Annotated in this window: 15 protein-coding genes; all 15 read left to right on the top strand. The window is 52.2% G+C overall.

What is annotated here, in order from left to right:
• Positions 1–244: 244 nt before the first annotated feature.
• The 15 genes from AC0YNT_RS19830 (at position 245) to AC0YNT_RS19760 (ending at position 18552) form a co-directional block, all read left to right on the top strand.
• Entirely contained in the window at positions 245–1699 is a 1455-nt protein-coding gene (locus AC0YNT_RS19830; RefSeq protein WP_475806181.1) for a 4-hydroxyphenylacetate 3-hydroxylase family protein, read from the top strand.
• Positions 1700–1733: 34 nt separating this feature from the next.
• On the top strand, positions 1734–2897 hold the full coding sequence (gene ssuD / locus AC0YNT_RS19825) for an FMNH2-dependent alkanesulfonate monooxygenase (protein WP_475806180.1): 1164 nt from the start codon (positions 1734–1736) through the stop codon (positions 2895–2897).
• Positions 2898–2916: 19 nt separating this feature from the next.
• Positions 2917–4005: a dimethylsulfone monooxygenase SfnG gene (gene sfnG / locus AC0YNT_RS19820; RefSeq protein WP_475806179.1), complete on the top strand. Its 1089-nt coding sequence runs from the start codon at positions 2917–2919 to the stop codon at positions 4003–4005.
• Positions 4006–4133: 128 nt separating this feature from the next.
• The gene (locus AC0YNT_RS19815; protein ID WP_475806178.1) at positions 4134–5573 is read left to right on the top strand and encodes an APC family permease; all 1440 of its coding nucleotides are present in this window, start codon (positions 4134–4136) and stop codon (positions 5571–5573) included.
• A gap of 27 nt (positions 5574–5600) precedes the next feature.
• On the top strand, positions 5601–6800 hold the full coding sequence (locus AC0YNT_RS19810) for an acyl-CoA dehydrogenase family protein (protein ID WP_475806177.1): 1200 nt from the start codon (positions 5601–5603) through the stop codon (positions 6798–6800).
• An 18-nt stretch (positions 6801–6818) separates the two neighbouring features.
• Positions 6819–7994: an acyl-CoA dehydrogenase family protein gene (locus AC0YNT_RS19805; RefSeq protein WP_475806176.1), complete on the top strand. Its 1176-nt coding sequence runs from the start codon at positions 6819–6821 to the stop codon at positions 7992–7994.
• 63 nt (positions 7995–8057) lie between these two features.
• Positions 8058–9140: a dimethylsulfone monooxygenase SfnG gene (sfnG, locus tag AC0YNT_RS19800; RefSeq protein WP_475806175.1), complete on the top strand. Its 1083-nt coding sequence runs from the start codon at positions 8058–8060 to the stop codon at positions 9138–9140.
• A 302-nt stretch (positions 9141–9442) separates the two neighbouring features.
• Positions 9443–10525, top strand: coding sequence for a PQQ-dependent sugar dehydrogenase (locus AC0YNT_RS19795; RefSeq protein WP_475806174.1), 1083 nt, complete (start codon positions 9443–9445; stop codon positions 10523–10525).
• 81 nt (positions 10526–10606) lie between these two features.
• Positions 10607–11005, top strand: coding sequence for a hypothetical protein (locus tag AC0YNT_RS19790; RefSeq protein ID WP_475806173.1), 399 nt, complete (start codon positions 10607–10609; stop codon positions 11003–11005).
• 15 nt (positions 11006–11020) lie between these two features.
• Complete coding sequence (locus AC0YNT_RS19785) at positions 11021–11458, top strand: SRPBCC family protein (RefSeq protein ID WP_475806391.1); 438 nt, start codon at positions 11021–11023, stop codon at positions 11456–11458.
• Position 11459: 1 nt separating this feature from the next.
• Positions 11460–11834 carry an ArsR/SmtB family transcription factor gene (locus AC0YNT_RS19780; protein ID WP_167279509.1) on the top strand — a complete coding sequence of 125 codons (375 nt, stop codon included), beginning with the start codon at positions 11460–11462 and terminating at the stop codon, positions 11832–11834.
• Between the two features lie 601 nt (positions 11835–12435).
• Positions 12436–13488, top strand: coding sequence for an undecaprenyldiphospho-muramoylpentapeptide beta-N-acetylglucosaminyltransferase (locus tag AC0YNT_RS19775; protein ID WP_475806390.1), 1053 nt, complete (start codon positions 12436–12438; stop codon positions 13486–13488).
• A gap of 111 nt (positions 13489–13599) precedes the next feature.
• On the top strand, positions 13600–15000 hold the full coding sequence (gene thrC, locus AC0YNT_RS19770) for a threonine synthase (protein WP_475806172.1): 1401 nt from the start codon (positions 13600–13602) through the stop codon (positions 14998–15000).
• A 257-nt stretch (positions 15001–15257) separates the two neighbouring features.
• Positions 15258–16037 (top strand): SDR family NAD(P)-dependent oxidoreductase, encoded by a 780-nt coding sequence (locus AC0YNT_RS19765; protein ID WP_475806171.1) that lies wholly within the window; start codon positions 15258–15260, stop codon positions 16035–16037.
• 208 nt (positions 16038–16245) lie between these two features.
• On the top strand, positions 16246–18552 hold the full coding sequence (locus AC0YNT_RS19760) for a helix-turn-helix domain-containing protein (protein ID WP_475806170.1): 2307 nt from the start codon (positions 16246–16248) through the stop codon (positions 18550–18552).
• The last annotated feature ends 2 nt before the right edge of the window (positions 18553–18554 follow it).

Raw genomic sequence — 18554 nt, 5'->3', positions numbered from 1 at the left:
ATATCCAACTTTTAAACAAATAAGAGATGGCTAACCCTGCTTGAAGTCAGCCAGACAGATTGACGCAGTTTGTGTGGATATCATTTTCAAATCCTACAAAATTGCTAAAAGTGTTGATTTTACAACGTTTAAGACGTAAGTAACGGTTGCTGTAAAATGATTATTAGCTATCATAATAAACAAAACCAATTAAATCAATTGGGATAGTGAAAATTTATTTTAAAGGTGTAAAGGGGAGGTTCGCTTGCGAGGAGAGGCTTTTCTACAGAGCTTAAATGACGGCCGTAAAATATGGCTGGAAGGCATCCAAGTGCCAAACGTGCCTGCGCATGCGGCATTCAAGGGAACACTCGATACGATCCGGCAGCTGTTCAATATGCTGGACGATCCAGCTGTCCGTGACAGCGTTGGCTACAAAGTGGAGAGCACGGGGCGTTATGCCCACAGCTCTTTCCTTGTTCCGTACACGCAGGAGCAGCTTGCACAGCGCAGCGGCTCCTTCAACCGCTGGTCGCAGGAAACGCACGGAATGATGAGCCGTTTGTCGGACTATGCAAGGTCGCTTGTAACCGGCTGGTACGCCGCCCGGGATGAGCTTGGCCAGCTGGACCCTCAATTTAAGGAGAAAATTACGCGTTATTACGAGCAAGCCCGCGACAAGGATTTGTTCCTGACAACGGCGATCATCGATCCGCAGATCGACCGTTCCAAGAGCCTCGACGACGACCGGATCGCCGAACGATTCCTGCATGTTGTGAAGGAAACGAGCGAAGGGATTGTCGTCCGCGGCGCCAAGATGATTGCGACGGGCGCGCCTTATACGCATGACTTTATTATTTCGTCCTTCCTGAAGTTTGAAGCCGCGAACCGAAACCATGCGCATGTGCTAATCGTGCCGGCCAACTCGCCGGGGCTGCACATTGTGTGCCGGGAATCCTTCGCAAGCGTTAGCGAGCGGAATCATCCGCTAAGCGCGAATTACGACGAGATGGATGCGGTGCTCTTTTTCGACGATGTGCTGATTCCTTGGGAACGGGTTCTGCTGTACGGCGACGCGCAGAAGGTATTGACCCTGCGGGCGAACAAAACCGCGAATGCGCTGGCGTTCCATCAGAATATCGTCCGGTACGTCGCTAAGCTGGAATTTGTGACGGGAGTTGCCTTTGCAGTCACGGAATCTATTGGCGCGCAAGGCTTCCTCCATGTGCAGGAAAAGCTAGGCGAGCTGCTCACGCAGATCGAAGTGATCAAAGCGCTTGTTATTGCGTCGGAGGCGCAGGCGAAGCCGGACAAATCGGGCGTGCTTGTGCCGGAGATGTCTTATATCGATACAGCCCGGAATATTGGGACGAAATTTTATCCCCGCGCAATTGAGATTTTGCAGCAGGTGGGCGGCGGCGGCTTCGTTCAGGCGCCATCCGGCATCGAGGACTTCTACGGTCCGCTCGCGGACCTGATGCACAAATATTACGAAGGCGCGACGGTCAGCGCGGAGAAAAAAGTGCAGCTGCTCAAGCTCGCTTGGGATTTGATCGGCAGTCCGCTTGGATCGCGGCATGAGCTGTATGAACGGTTCTACGCGGGCGATCCCGTGCGCGGCTATGCGAATCAGTTCCTTGGCTTCGATAAGGAGCGTCTCACCGCTCCGGTATGGGATTTGCTGAAGAAGGCCAGCAAGGACGGCAAGACGCTGGTCTGAACCACTATTGAATAAAGAAAGGATTGATAAAACGATGGAATTATTCTGGTTTATTCCAACACATGGCGATGGACGATATCTCGGAACAAGCGAAGGGGCGAGAGCGGTCACGTACAGTTATTGCAAGCAAATCGCACAGGCTGCCGATGAGCTGGGCTACAGCGGCGTTCTGCTGCCAACCGGCAAATCATGCGAAGATGCCTGGATTGTTGCTTCGACTCTTGTGCCCGTTACGGAACGGCTAAAATTTCTGGTTGCCGTCCGTCCCGGTTTGACGCTGCCGACGGTTGCAGCAAGGATGTCGGCCACACTTGACCGATTCTCGAAAGGCAGATTGCTCATTAACGTTGTAGCAGGCGGCGATCCGGTAGAGCTGGCCGGTGACGGCCTGTTCCTTGACCATGACACGCGTTATGAGCTGACGGATGAATTCCTTCATATCTGGCGTAAGGAGCTGGAAGGTGAAAGCGTTGATTTTGAAGGGGAGCATCTGAAGGTAGAAGGCGGCAGGGTGCTTTATCCGCCAGTGCAGAAGCCTTATCCTCCACTTTATTTCGGCGGATCATCGGAAGCGGCGATGGACGTGGCGGCTGACCATGTAGACGTCTACCTGACCTGGGGCGAGCCTCCGGCAGCGGTTAAGCAGAAGGTAGAGAAAATGCGCGAGCTGGCTGCGGCCAAAGGGCGCCAGCTGAAATTTGGCATCCGGCTGCATGTTATCGTCCGCCCCACGGAAGAAGAAGCATGGCGGGCTGCGAACGAACTGATTGAGCACCTGGATGAGGAGACGATTGCTTCGGCGCAGCAAATCTTTGCGCGTATGGACTCGGAAGGACAGAAACGCATGAGCCAGCTGCATAACGGCGACCGTTCGCGGCTCGAGATCAGCCCGAACCTGTGGGCAGGCATCGGTCTTGTGCGAGGCGGAGCGGGAACAGCTCTTGTCGGCAGCGCCGAGCAGGTTGCGGAGCGGATCAAGGAATACGAGGAGCTGGGCATTGAGACTTTTATTTTATCCGGCTACCCGCATCTGGAAGAAGCGTATCGGACCGCCGAACTGCTCTTCCCGCTGCTACCGCTGGCTAAGCGGAACGGCGAAGATGAGCGCGCCTTCATCAGCCCGTTTGGCGAGATGATCGCAAACAACGAGCTTCCTGGACGCGCGCCGAAGGCAGAAGCGGCTGTCTCGGGCAAATAACGGCAAAGGGGAAAAGTAGATGAGCGCGATTGAATTTGGCTATTGGGCACCCCTCGAGGACGGCGGACTGCTTGCGACAAAGCTGCCGCAGCGGACCAGCTCCTCCTTTGAGGCGAATATCCGGTACGCGGAGCAGGCGGAGCGTACGGGCTTTGACCATATGCTGCTGCCAACCAGGTTCGTGGCCAGCAGCGACTCGGAGAATCAGTGGGAATCTCTCACCTTCGCGGCGGCGCTTGCGGTGAAGACACGCAAGCTGGGGCTGATTGTTGCGGTAGCTTCGGGTCTTATCCCTCCGGCGATTGTAGCCAAGATGATGACGACGATTGATCATCTGAGCGGCGGCCGTGCGGCGATTAATGTTGTAAGCGGCTGGTTGAAGGGTGAGTACATTGCGCTCGGCCAGCCTTGGCTCGATCATGATGAGCGGTACCGCCGCTCGGAGGAGTTCATCCGCGTGCTGCGCGGGTTGTGGACGGAAGACCGGGCAACTTACGCGGGAGATTTCTTCCGGCTGCGCGGGGCGGATTTCAAGCCAAGACCCTTGCAAGCGCCTGGACCAACCATCTATCAAGGGGGTAACTCGAAAGCAGCGAAGCAGATGGCGGGCCGCGTATCGGACTACTATTTTATGAATGGCAATACGCTCGAAGGCCTGAAGAAACAGATCGATGAAGTCAAGGGATACGCCGATGATAACAATCGCGAGATCAAATTTGGCGTAAATGCCTTCGTCATCGTGCGGGATTCGGAAGAGGAAGCCAAGCAGGTACTGCGCGACATTATTGAAAATGCCGATGCGGCGACGGTTGAAGCGTTCCGCGAGCAGGTGAGGCATGCCGGACAGTCGGCAGGCGACCGCGAAGGCATGTGGGCGAACTCCACGTATGAGGATTTGATCCAGTTCAACGATGGTTTCAAGACCGGGTTGATCGGGACGAAAAAGCAAGTGGCAAGGCGCATTCTTGAGCTGAAACAGATCGGCATCGATCTGGTGCTGGCAGGTTTCCTGCATTACGACGAAGAGCTGGAGTGGTTTGGGGAGCAAGTAATTCCGCTTGTACGTCAGCTGGAGCTGGAAGAGAGCGTCAGCGCAATCGGCCGGTAGTACCGGCGCGCGTTGGACAATGGAATACAGATAGATCCGATCGGACGACCGAAGGCTCTCTCCTTCCTTTTGCAGGAATACGCGAGAAGTCTTTTTGTTGTTTATAAACGATCGGGAGGAATGGGATTATGAGTAGTTTGGAAAAAGAAACAGTTGTTCAGGCGGGGGGCTCGCTCTCTCCGGTACGCAAATTGACGCTATTGGATGCCATTGGATCAACCCTGGCGCAAATGGCGCCGGCAGCGGCGATCTATTACGGCCTTCCCGTTATCTTCATCGCGACGGGTATCGGTTCGCCGTTAACGCTTCTCCTATCGGCCGTGGCGATTATTATCGTCGGGCTGAGCCTTACCCGTTTTTCGGCCAAACATCCTTCAAGCGGTTCGCTCATCAAGTATATCGGAATGTCGTTTGGCGGGGTAATTGGTACCGCAGCGTCTATCGTGTTTATTGCAGGAACGATTTTCCTGGCTGCTTCGGCATTTATCGAGCTTGGCGGCTGGACCGCGGATTCGCTGGCGTTATACGGCATTCATGTTCATTGGGCGATCCCGACGGTTGTCCTTGGCGTCCTGATCTGGGGACTGACGATTATCGGCATTGACCGTTCGACCAAAATCGCCGGGATTGCGCTAATTATCGAAGTGCTCGTCCTGCTTGGCGTTACAATCTATATCCTGCTTGATCCGCCTAACGGATTATCGCTGAAGCCATTCGCGCCTTCTTCGGTGACGGATGGTCTTGCAGGGGTAGGGCTTGGATTCCCGCTCGCCATCTATCTGTTCATCGGCTTTGAGAACTCCGCTGCGCTAGCCGAAGAAACGCAAAATCCGAAGCGCAACGTCAAACGAGCCGTTCTGATTAGCATTGCGGTCATGACAGTATTCTATCTGCTGGTGAGCTATGCCGTGATCGCCGGCTTTGGCAATAACAGCGAGGAACTGGTGAAAAGCTCGAATCCGTTCATGACGCTGGCAGACCGTTATTTGGGCGACTTCTCGTTCCTTGCGGTTATCGCAGGCTTTACGAGTATCGTAGGCATGACGATCGCCTGCTTGAACGGCTTCTCGAGGATTGCGTTCAATTCAGCACGCGAAGGGCTGATTGCCGTGAAACTCAGCACCGTCTCCAAATGGCAGACGCCAGCAGGTGCTTTGTCGCTGCTGAGCGGCCTCGGAATCGTATTCGCTCTGCTGTTTGGTTTTGCGGGCGATACGTGGGTCACCGGCTTCGGGTACCTCGGAACGATTGGCACGATTCCGCTGCTGCTTATTTATGCGCTGCTTAATATTGCGGTTATCGTTTATCCGAATGAAGAGCTGAATGTGTTCCAGCGCTACGTGCTTCCGGTGCTTGGCGTGATCAGCATCGCACTTCCGATCTGGGCCATGATTCAGCCGGGGCAGCCGAAGCCGGTCAGCTACTTCCCTTGGGCGATTGCGGTTATCGTCCTGATCAGCCTTGTCTATGCCTGGTTCCGCGTGAAGCGTGATCCTTCGCTGCCGTCCCGCGTTGGGGCTGCAGTCGAGACATCTGGAGAATATGAGGCGAAAGCGTCATCGTTATAAAAATATTGTTATGAAGGAGGTATTCGTATGGCAAATCACACTTTTGCAGCACAGCCGGATTACGGGCAGCTTGCTGCTTCTATCAGGGAAACCGTTGATGATGTGATCCGCCCGAATGCGGAACGAATTGATAGAGAGGGTGTATTCCCTTCAGAGAATTTGCAGGCACTTGCGGGGAAAGGCTGGAACAGCCTGATCATCCCAGCGGAATATGACGGCCTCGGGCTGGATTATACTGCATTTGCGCTTGCCGCCGAGGAGATCGGCAAAGGCTGCCCGTCGACTTCTCTGATCTATGTCATGCATGTCGGCGCGGCGCAGACACTCGTCTATTATGGGACGGAGGATCAGAAGCGGCGCTGGCTGAAGCCGGTTCGCCATGGGGCAATCGGAACCCATTCGATGAGCGAGAAGGCAACGGGCGGGCATACCTGGTTCAACCTAAGCGAAGCGAAACGCGACGGTGAGGATTATATTTTGGATCTGGAAAAATCGTTCACGACCAGCGGAGGCCATGCAGACTTCTACGTGCTTCAGACCCGTACTCCGGGTGCGCAGCAGCCGACGGACCTCAGTTATTTTATCGTCGATGGCAAGGATCCCGGGATTACGGCTGGTCCATGGGAAGCACTTGGCGTGCGCGGCAATCAGAGCGGCCCACTTAAGCTGGATCATGTCCGCGTGCCGCGTGCCGACCTGCTTGTCGGAGAGAACCGAGCGATTGAGATTGCGTTTAACGGCGTAGATCCGCTCTATCTTCTGGGTATTGGTTCGGCGTGGATCGGGGTTGCTTCGGAGGCGTTGTCAATCGTGGTAGAACGGGTAAAAAGAACGGTGCACCGCGACTTCAACCGCAGTCTTGCGGACTATCAGGTCATCCGCCAGCAGCTGGCGAACGCGAAGATTGGCCTTAGCGCGCTGAAGCCTTGGCAGCTCTCGCTTGCCGAGAAGTATACCCGTTATGAAGCGGAAGGCAGACCGCTGGGCGAGCTGTGGTACGAAGCGACGGAGTTCAAGATTCATGCCACGGAGGTAGCGAATCAAGTCGTATCGATTGCGATGGATGTAACGGGCGGTTACGGCTACAAAAAAGGAACAATAGAGCGGCTCTATCGCGATGTGCGGGCAGGTCTCGTGCTTGCGCCATCCAACCATTTGGCACGCGAATTGGTAGGCAAGGAGCTTGTTGGCCAGCCTCCCGAGCTGTTCACGCAGGGCGGAGAGTAAATGGGAGGAGACTGAAGCATGACAACTAGAACGGCTCTAGATTATTTGGTTGTTGCAAGGGAGCTTGCGGACCGCTTTCGCGAAGATGCCGCGGAACGCGACAAGGAAGGCGGAACGCCAAAGCTGCAGCGCGATTGGATCCGGGAGAGCGGACTTCTGAAGCAGCTCATTCCGAAGGAATACGGCGGGCACGGCGGGAAATGGTCCGATGTGCTCCGCGTTGTTAGGGAGTTCGCGCGGACGGATGCGGCGCTGGCGCATGTGTACGGTTACCATTTTCTCTGCCTGATCGCCCCGCATCTGGCGGGTAGGGAGGAGCAGAAGCGGTATTTCTACGAAGTAACCGCAGCGAACAACTATTTCTGGGGGAACTCCTCCAATCCGCTTCAGAAGACGATTATCGGCGAGCGTTCCGGGAACGGCGTAATGGTTAACGGCTCGAAGGGATTCAGCTCGGGTTCTCCGGATTCGGATCTGCTCGCGATCTCCTGGAACGACAGCGTGACCGGCGATTATTACGAGGGCATTATTCCATCCGGACGCGAGGGCGTTGAGATTATAGACGATTGGGACAACATGGGCCAACGCCAGACGGGCAGTGGCACCGTAAAGTTCCATGACGTACGGGTGGAGCCCCATGAAATACTCGAGACCCCCTATGCGGGTCAGACGGTGTTCTCAACGCTAGTTCCGCAGCTATCGCAGAGCATTCTGGCGAGTATTTTTATCGGCAGCGCGGTGGGAGCTTTGGAAGAGGCAAAAAGCTATACGCTGGAGCATGCGCGGCCCTGGTACACAACCGGACTCGAGCGGGCTGCGGAGGAGCCTTCAACCTTGAGTCGTTACGGCGAGTGGTGGGCGGACTATCAGGCGGCTCTGGGACTCGTGGAGAAATCAGACCGTCTGCTTGATGCCGCCTGGGCGAAGGAAGAAGCATTGGGCGAGATTGAACGCGGCGAGCTGGCCATATTTGTCGCTGCAGCGAATGTACAGGCTGGCAAAATGGCGCTCGAGGTGACCAGCCGGATATTCGAGGTGATGGGGGCAAGAGCAACGGCGTCGAAGTACGGCTTCGACCGGTTCTGGCGCAATGTGCGGACCCACACGCTTCATAATCCGGCGGAGTTTAAGCTCCGGAACGTGGGCAATTGGTATGTGACCGGCACTGCACCGTTACCTGGTTTTTACTCCTAAGGGACTGGCATCTTAGATTCGAACGTAGATAGTTCAGCTATTATTCGAAGGAGTGTGAATGCGATGTCTTTGCAATTTGCTTATTGGGTGCCGAATGTGAGTGGCGGCCTTGTAATCTCCAATATTCCTCAAAAAACAGGATGGTCGTTTGAAGAGAATGCCCGTTACGCAAAGATGGCGGAAGAAGCGGGATTTGATTTCGCCCTGCTTCAGACGCGGTTCGTTGCCAGCTATGGTGCGGAAAACCAGCTTGAAGCGATTACGCTGGCCTCTGCGCTTGCGGCCGTAACAAGCAGAATCAAACTAATCGCTGCTGTGCTGCCGGGGCTGTGGCATCCCGGTACAGTTGCCAAGATGTTGGCGACAATTGATCAGATCAGCAACGGCCGCGCTGCCGTTAATGTAGTGAGCGGCTGGTTCAAGGGAGAGTTCCACAACTATGGAGAACCTTGGCTCGATCATGATGAGCGTTACCGCCGTTCGGAGGAATTCATTCGAGTCCTGAAGGAGATGTGGTCGGAGGAGAAAGCAAGCTTCCGCGGTGACTTCTATCGCTTGAATAACGCACCTATGAAGCCAAAGCCTGCGGCAGCTCCGCCAGTGTTCCAAGGCGGCAACTCCGCTGCGGCACGCCGGATGGCAGCAAGAGTATCTGACTGGTATTTCATGAACGGTAATACGCTTGAAGGCTTTAAGACGCAGATTGATGAACTGAAATTGGAAGCAGCGGCGAACGGCCGTGAACTCAAGTTTGGTGCGAATGCGTTTGTCATTGTACGTGATACTGAAGAGGAAGCGCGCCAAGTATTGCACGATATCGTCGAGTATGCGAATCCGGAGGCGGTGGAAGGGTTTCGCAGCCAAGTCAACTTCGCAGGGAAAGCATCACCGGAGCGGGAAGGCATGTGGGCGAATTCGGATTTTACGGACCTTGTCCAATACAATGACGGCTTCAAGACGGGTCTGATTGGTACGGTGGAGCAGGTAGCAGACCGTATTATCGAGCTGCGCAAAATCGGTGTGGATCTAATCCTGACTGGCTTCCTGCATTATGAAGAAGACATTAAGGCATTTGGCGAGAAGGTTATACCACTCGTCCGTGAGAGGGAAGCAGCGCTTGGGCTGGAAGCGTCCGCTGTGGTGTAAAAATACTGGAAAGACCGGAGCTGATTGCTCTGGTCTTTTTCTTTTTCATTATGAGATGAAACTAATCCTCGACTTTCGTTGTCTAATTTAGAGCAGCGGCGTATTGAGACGCTGGATGCATAACGGTGGGAATAACGAATCAAAAGGTAACTGAGGAGCTGGGAAAGTCTAATTTGCAGTTGGAATTTAAATGGAGCTAAAATTGGCGATTACTGAAATTCCATCTTTATTTTGACCACAATAAGAGTAAGTGCATCAAGCTCAGTCAGCCTCTGTAACCATGGAATAGAGGAGTGATGGGAATGAAAAAGAGGTTAATGTCCGTTATTTTACTTGCAGTAGGGGCGTTATGGCTTACCTCCTGTGACGGTAATAAGTCGTCTGTCAAAACAGGAGGCACGCAAGTCTCTGGTGAGCAGGCTTCTTACCAAGTTGTGGCGGAGAAGCTGCAAGCGCCGTGGGTGATCGCTTTTGACGGTGACGTGATTTATATTAGCGAGCGGGACGGTAATGTTGTGCAGGTTGAGAATGGGAAACAGACACGTATGCCCGTTGAGTTCCGTAAGAACGTTCATGCCGAGGGTGAAGGAGGCTTCCTCGGTTTCCTTCTTGCTCCTGATTTCCAGAAGTCGAAGGAGGCTTATGCCTACCATACGTATGAAGAGAACGGCAAAATTCTGAACCGTGTCATTGTGTTGAAGCTGGAGAAAGGCACTTGGACCGAGTCGCAGGTGCTGCTTGAAGGCATTCCGGGTTCGTTTAATCATGATGGCGGGCGTATGGCGATTGGTCCGGACGGGTTGCTGTACATAACAACAGGCGATGCGGGTCAAGAAGAGCTGGCACAAAACCTGCGAAGTCTCGCTGGCAAAATACTTCGTATGAAGCTGGACGGCACGATTCCGCCTGGCAATCCTTTTCCCGACTCCTACGTCTATTCCTATGGACACCGTAACCCGCAAGGTCTTGCTTGGAGCAGCTCTGGTATGCTGTTTGTCGCGGAGCACGGACCATCAGGGGACCCCGGTGGGCATGACGAGATTAATAGTATTGTGCCTGGAGGGAATTACGGCTGGCCGGTCGTTATTGGGGGCGAGCATCGTGATGGGATGATTGATCCCGTCTTCCACACAGGGGAGGACACCATTGCGCCATCGGGAATTGCGATGAATTCGGGTAACAATTTGCTGATCGCTGCACTTAGGGGAGAGAAGCTGTTTCGCTACAATACGCTGACGAAAAAGATGTCCGTTGTACTTGAGGGTGAAGGACGGCTGCGTGATGTTCAGGTGCATAATGGCGGTATATATGTCATCACGAATAATACCGATGGCAGAGGGACACCATCTGATAAGGATGATCGGTTGCTGCTTCTGGCGAAATAAGGTTATTGACAGGAAACCGAATGGTTTCCTATAATGAAAAGCGAAACCAAAACGTTTCCTATTGGAGGAATCGAGTTCAGTATGAATGAGGAATTGGTGAAGAAGCTTCGCTATAAGTCCGGACAAGCTTCGGTGATCAATGCACCTGAGGGCTATCGTCTTGGGATTGAGACGGCACCAGCTTCGGATACAGGATCGGAAGCTGTTGGTCCATTTGAGTTTGTGCAGCTGTTCGTGAATAATGCGGCAGAACTTGAGGATAGTCTTCCTGGCGTGCTTCCTTTGCTGGAGGAAGATGCGGTGTTTTGGATTACCTATCCGAAGCAGAGCTCGAAGGTGAAATCAGACCTTAATCGGGATACTCTTGCAGCTATTGTACAGGAATCGACGCCATATCGGCCGGTAAGCAACGTTGCAGTAGATGAGAAATGGTCAGCGCTTCGTTTTCGCCTGAAGGAAAAAGTGAAATCTAAAAACTAATCGGAGGTTTGATTAATAATGAGTAACTCAACAAACACATTGCCTGACGTTCGTCAGACAGTTGAAGTGAACGCACCAATTGAAAAAGTATGGAACGCGGTATCTACTGCAGAAGGGATTGCAGCTTGGTTCATGCCGCCCAGCAGTGACTTCAAGCCGGAGATCGGCTGTGAGTTTCATCTGGAAGCTGGCCAGTTCGGCCAATCTCCATGCAAAGTAACAGAGGTGGATCCGCCTAATAGGCTGACTTTCAACTGGGGTAAGGACTGGACGCTGACGTTTGAGTTGAAAGAGTTGGAAGGCGATAAGACTGAGTTTACGTTGATCCATGGCGGCTGGGATGCAGACAAGGTTACGGAGTTTGGACAAGCGCATACGCAAGTACGCGAGCATATGGCCGGCGGCTGGGTTGGCATCATGAAGAAGTTTGTCAGCGTTGTCGAAGCTGGATAATATGGCGGCGGAGCCGAAACACGACGTTTTCCAAGCTATTGCTGATCCAACCCGCCGCAGCCTGCTGCAGCTGCTAGTCGATCAGGAAATGCCGGTAAATGTGATCAGCGGTCATTATTCAATGAGCCGGACGGCCGTGTCGAAGCATCTCCGTGTACTTGCAGAAGCTGGACTGGTGAAGGAGCGCAAAGTCGGGCGTGAGACACGCTATCGGCTGGAGCCGGAACCACTGCTTGAGCTGAAGCGCTGGCTCAGCTACTACGAGCGCTTCTGGGAGAACAAGCTTCAGGCGCTCAAGCGCTTCGTCGAAGAGGATATGCCGGCCGGCGAGCCGTCAGGTCCGCTGCAGGTTGTTGAAGGAAAGCAGGAAGAATAAGCGGAGGAAGCCGCGATTGGACGAGCTATGCTCGGAAGATCGCGGTTTTTTTGTTTTTGCACCGCTAGAGGTAACTGTGGGAGATGTAAGCTCCAAAGGAATCTAACGAGGCCAAACCAGTCAGGGGATGCGCCTGCTTGGTTTGTAAGTCCGAAAACAGCCTTAGACAGGCAGATACACGGAGAAAACATAACCGTAAGGCTGAATTCAGCCTTACGGTTCGGTCAAAACGCAATAGCTAGCTGCTTGAGAGCTGTAAGTCTGATAACAGCCTTACAGCTCGGTCCAAATGCAATAGTTGAGGCTGTTTAGGAGCTGTAAGTCCGATATCTGCCTTACAGCAGCAGCTGTGTGTGGAAAAGATAGCCGTAAGGCTGAAATCATCCTTACAGCGATCGAACGCTTAAAGGTGGGAAGCCGTGCATAGACATTAGCCTATGCTCACTTCCGATGGAAAGTTTTCACGCACACTGGAAATTTACAAGCTTACTGGCTTACAATAGACTTCGATAAGTGGGTCTTTATGCTTTCGAAGTAAGAATCATCACGACCGATGGTTGGGTGATAATTCTTTTTAGGAGTGAGCGGTGTGCGTAAAATTATGTTTACAGGCGGCGGATCGGCAGGGCATGTGACGGTTAACCTGGCGTTGATCCCCCATTTTATACAAGAAGGCTGGTCGGTGGACTACATAGGCTCGGAAGCGGGCATTGAGAAGCAGCTCATCGAGCCGCTCCAGAATGTGCGTTACCATGGCATTGCAACGGGCAAGCTGAGACGTTATCTGGATTGGCAGAACGTAAAGGACCCGTTCAAGGTCATCAAGGGTGCGTTCCAAGCTTACCGGATTATTAAAAAACAAAAGCCAGACGTTCTATTTTCCAAGGGTGGATTCGTGTCCGTTCCCGTTGTGATTGGTGCAAGGCTGAATAAGGTGCCGGTACTGATTCATGAATCCGATCTGACGCCGGGTTTGGCGAATAAGATTGCGATTCCGTTCGCGGCGGGGGTATGCACGACATTTCCGGAGACGCAGCAGCATCTTCCTGACGGGAAGTCCCATTACGTTGGAGCGGTCATCCGTGATCAATTGAAACAAGGTGACGCGGCAAAAGGCCGCAAGTTTGTTGGCTTCGTATCAACCAAGCCGGTTCTGCTCATTATGGGCGGCAGCCTTGGTGCACGCAAGATCAATCAGGCGGTCCGGGCATCACTCAGCAAGCTGACAGAGAAATTCCAGATCGTCCATCTATGCGGCAAAGGGCAGGTTGAGCCAACCCTACAGTCCCCTCAGTACAAACAGTTCGAGTATGTGAATGAGGAGCTGCCTGATCTGCTGGCAATGTCGGATGTGATCATTTCGCGTGCGGGATCAAACTCGATCTTTGAGTTCCTGTACCTGCGTAAACCGATGCTGCTTATCCCTCTTACGAAGGAAGCAAGCCGCGGCGATCAGATTCTGAATGCGCGCTCGTTCCAGTCGGCAGGCTTCTGCGAAGTGCTCTACGAGGAGAACATGACCCCAGAGACGCTCGTTAGCAGCGTAACCGAGTTGCATGCGAACCGTGATAAATACGTTGATAATATGCAGAAAAATGATAACAAGGACGCTTTGTCTAAGCTTATTGGCCTCATCAAAAAGACGGCAAAATAATCGCCCGATGAACTCGAATGACCGCTATTAACCAGCAAGTATGTCTTGTGGTTATGGCGGTCTTTTTCTATAATAGGGGAAAGGTTAGGCAATAGTAGGAGGGAATTACAAATGGAATATATCAGTACTCGCGGTAATGTGGGCAAAATCGGCTTTGTCGACGCATTCCTTATGGGTCTTGCAGACGACGGCGGTCTTCTCGTACCTTATGAAATTCCGGTCGTTTCCGCGGCTAAGCTGAAAGAATGGCAGGAGCTCAGCTATCAAGAGCTGGTGCTTGAAATTTTCTCGCTTTATACGAATGATGAAATTCCTTATGAAGATCTGAAGAAAATGGTATACGACGGCTATGCGACGTTCCGCCATCCGGAAGTAACGCCGGTGCATAAACTCAGCGACAGCCTCTATTTGCTGGAACTGTTCCATGGTCCTACCTTTGCATTCAAGGACATTGCGCTCCAGTTCATGGGCCAATTATATACGTATGTGTCCAGTAAGCAGAACAAGAAGATTCATATTCTGGGCGCAACTTCCGGCGACACCGGCGCTTCGGCGATTGAGGGTGTCAAAGGTAAAGAAGGCATCAAAATTTGCATCCTGCATCCGAACGGCAAAGTAAGTAAAGTGCAGGAGCTGCAAATGACGACGGTTCAAGAGGACAACGTCCTGAACCTGTCCGTTGAAGGCAACTTCGATGACTGCCAGCGCATTATTAAAGATCTGTTCGCTGATCTGGAATTCAAATCGACGAACCATCTGTGCGCGATCAACTCAATCAACTTCGTGCGTATCATGGCGCAGACGGTCTACTACTTCTATTCCTACTTCCAAGTAGCGAAGCAGACAGGCAACTCGGATGCAAAAGTGAACTTTAGCGTTCCAACAGGCAACTTCGGCGATATCTTCGCAGGCTACCTGGCGAAACGTATGGGTCTGCCGGTTGATAAGCTGATTCTGGCGACTAATGAAAATAACATTTTGGAGCGCTTTATCAAGGAAGGTGTGTACAAGCCGGGCGATTTCCGTTCGACATACAGCCCTTCGATGGACATTCAGGTTGCTAGCAACTTTGAACGTTACCTCTACTATGTACTGGGTGAAAATCCGGAGCAAATCCGTTCCATCATGGACGGCTTCAAATCAGATGGGCAAATCGTTGTATCCGGCGATGCGCTCCGTAAGGTACAGGAAGAGTTCGCTGCGCATGGCGTACAAGGCCAAGAATGCCTCGACACCATTGCAGCTTATAACAAAGAGACAGGCTATCTGCTGGATCCTCACTCCGCTTGTGGTGTAGCAGCATCGAACCAATACGCAGAAGCTGACACAGTGACAATCTCACTGGCAACGGCTCACCCTGCGAAGTTCAACGAAGCGATCGAGCTGGTTGGTATTGAGCAGGAGTTCCCTGCACCAATTCAAGCACTCTTCAACAAACCACAGCGTCAGACGCTTGTTGACGGCACGCAGGAAGCAATCGTACAAGAAATCGTGAAGTTCTATAACGCTTAATCGATAGTTGAAAAAAGGGCTCTTCGAGCAACCGAATGTTACATTCGGATTGCTCGGAGAGCCCTTTTTTGTTTTATCGCCCTGGAATTAACGGATTAATCGTCAACTTAATGGAATTCTGATCAAATACGAAATTCTATATAAATGATAGAATATCTATAACATAGACGGAGGAACACCTGCAATATTACGGATAAATAAACAACAAGTTGATAATTTGATACAAATGAACCGTTGCCTGGAGGGGAGGGAGAAGAATGTCCATGCGGTTTAAGGAGAAGGTCGTCATTGTCACGGGCGGCGGATCGGGAATCGGTGAGACAAGCGCACGTCTGTTTGCTGCCGAAGGGGCGTTCGTTATCATCGCAGATTGGAACGAAGAGGATGGGCAGCGGGTGGCCGCATCGTTGAATGCGGAATTTAGCTGCATGATTCCCCGGTCGATTGCAGTCCAGACAGACGTATCCCAGGAGAGGTCAGTCGCTGCGTTAATGGAACGGACGAGGCAAATGTTCGGAAGACTCGACGTGTTATTTAACAATGCGGCGGTTATCCATCCGAAGCCGATTGAGGAGATAAGCGAGTCTGATTTCGACCGCTTGCTTACTGTTAATTTGAAGGGCGTCTACTTGACGATTAAGCATGCGATACCGCTTCTGCGCCTCTCGAAAGGCTCGATTGTTAATATGGCTTCGCTTGGCGGACTTGTCGGCCAGCGGAATAATCCCATCTACGCTGCATCCAAGGGCGGATTGATCGCGCTGACCAAGTCGCTCGCGCTCGACTTCGCACCGGATGGCGTGCGGGTCAATTGCGTTTGCCCGGCCGGCGTGTCGACGCCGCTGCTCGAGACGTGGACGAGGGAGCAGCCAGACCCGGCGGCAGCGGCGAAGTCGCTAGGCGACATGCATCCGCTCGGCCGCCCGGCCACCTCAGAGGAGGTCGCGCAGTCGGTGCTTTACCTGGCGTCGGAGCAGGCGGCATTCGTGACCGGGGTCGCCCTGCCCGTCGAAGGCGGCGCCTCGCTTGGCTACTAACCAAATATAAAGGAACCGGACGGTAAGCGAAGAGGCTTCGTATACAGTAGAATAACTTGATGAAGACAACTGTGAATCTATCTTATGGCAGTTGTCTTTTTGCATAAATTGTGGTTATTTTATATAGAGATAGGAAGCCGATTCCGAAGATAGTAACTGTCTTTCAAGTTATAATGTAAGCGCTTTAAATACAGGAGGGGGCTATTCTGTGCCGAAGCATTCCACCATTTTTCGCAAATTCCTCGTTTCGTACATAATCATTCTAATCATACCGAGTATTGCCGGCTTCGTATCCTACCGCACGTCCATCGAAGTTACGCAATCTGTCTCTATCGAGAATGGCGTTACACAATTGGAGCGCAGCAAAGAAATTTTGGAGAGAAGGATGGCGGAGGTCGAAGGCTTCACGAGGCAGCTGGCTTTGAATCCAGATTTGAACACGCTGATGAACGAGAAGATTGAAGGAGATCAAGAGAACGTGTACGGCATCTGGAACGTGATGAGGCAGGTCATGCCTTTCAGCCAGACGAACGACTTCCTGCAAAATTATTTTATTTACTTAAGTAACTATGACGTCATCTTGTCGCAAGGCTCCGCTTATTTCCGGCCGGAGCATTACTATGACAATTTCCGATACAACGATATGTCTTTGGCTGAATGGAAGAGTACGGTGCTGAATCAGCATCATGGCAGTGAAATTATGCCGCTTCGCCCGTTTACTAACAATACGAAGCAAACTTCGGTCGTGACTTATATGCAGTCGCTTCCGCTGGACAGCTTCAGCGGCACGTCGCCTGCGACAGTTGTTGTCATCATAGATGAAGAGAATATATCGAGTTTGCTCTCCGGACTTGAGGAGCGGTATGGAGGTTGGACTCATATCAGCGACGCGCAGGGAAATACGGTCAGCCTGCATGGCATTGATGAAAAGGCAGCACATCTGCTAAACAGGGACGCTAGCTTCGACCCTGCCAAAGTCAGTCAGTTCTACAACGACGACCTCGTTATTACGATTCACTCAGACAAGAATGATTGGGTATATCAGGCGGGCATTCCGCGCCATGTCCTAATGGAAAATGCGAATCAAATCAGAACAATGACATGGCTTGTGACCGGTGCTGCCCTTCTGCTCGGTTTGCTTGCCGGCTTGCTGCTTGCGTACCGAAATAGCGTACCAATCAACCGCCTACTAGGTGTCATGAAGGAGCACTTTGGCAAGGAAGGCATAACGGGGCGGAACGAATTCGATTTCCTCCAGGGGAACATTTCGAGGATGATTACAAGCAACCGGCATTTGGAGAACGAGCTTAACCGGCAGCTACCGCTCGTCCGTGACGGCTTCCTGAAACGGTTGATCGCTGGTGAGTTCCAGTCAGGAGAGGAGATTGCCGCGGCTGCTGCGCAAGCAGACGCACATTTCCAGTCGCAGCAAGGGTTCGTCGGCATGCTGCGAATTAACGGCTACTCCGGTATGGACAGTGTAGAAATTCTTAACGAGCTGACAGCCGCGCGGCTGATCGTGAAGCAGATGCTTCTTGAACTTGGCAGTGACTTTCTTATGACGGATCTTGGGTCAGATCGGATCGTCGCGATTTGTCCGGCAACTCGTGAGGAGAACGAGTTCGAGGAGAAGTCCGAACGGGAGACAATCACGGATACATTCGAGAAGCTGATAGAGCTTGCCTACCGGGATTACAAAATTCATCTTACTGCATCCTTCGGTGAACTGTTTCAAACACTGCTCGAGGTGAGTCATTCTTCTGAGCAGGCGAAGCAGACGATGGATTATGCTGATTACGATAACAAGCAAAGCATCGTATGGTTTGGAGACTCGAACCTGGAGACGGCTACGTATTATTATCCGCTTGATATTGAGCAGCGCCTGATCAGCACGATCCGGGCGGGCGACCGGGAAGAAGCGGGGCGTATGGTGCAATCCGTCATCGAGAAAAACACGGATAACCGCCATCTGTCGATTGAGATGAAGCAGCAGCTGGTAGGTGAGCTGAAGGGAACACTGCTTAAGCTGCTTGATCAGAAGGCATTCCTGGAATCGGAATTGCAGCTTACACTCAAGAATCAGATCGTAAGTGTGCAGGCGTCGAATTCGGCAGCTGTCATCCAAGAGGAGATTATTGCAATCGTCGATGCGCTATGCGGTGTCATTAGCAGCAAGAAAAGTCATGCTCATATCCAAATTGTTGAGGAAATTAAACAGTTCATAGCCGTGTCGTATGGGGATTCGGAGCTGACGCTGTACCGGATCTCAGAAAATTCGGAGAGGCCAGAGAAGTATATTTCTCAATTGTTCAAGGAAGTGACGAATACGAACATTTCGGATTATTTGGAAATGGTCAGAATCGAACATGCATCCGAGTTGTTAAGGACGAATGCATACACGGTGGACGAAATTGCCGAACGCGTCGGGTATAATAGTGCTCATTCCTTCCGCAGGGCATTCAAGCGGGTAATGGGTATCGCGCCGAGCTCTTATCGGCAGTCCATCAAAATTTGAGG

The organism is Paenibacillus sp. J22R56 (genome assembly GCF_056269375.1).
Note: the sequence above shows the minus strand (reverse complement) of the source record. Positions and strands in the feature narration are given on the sequence as shown.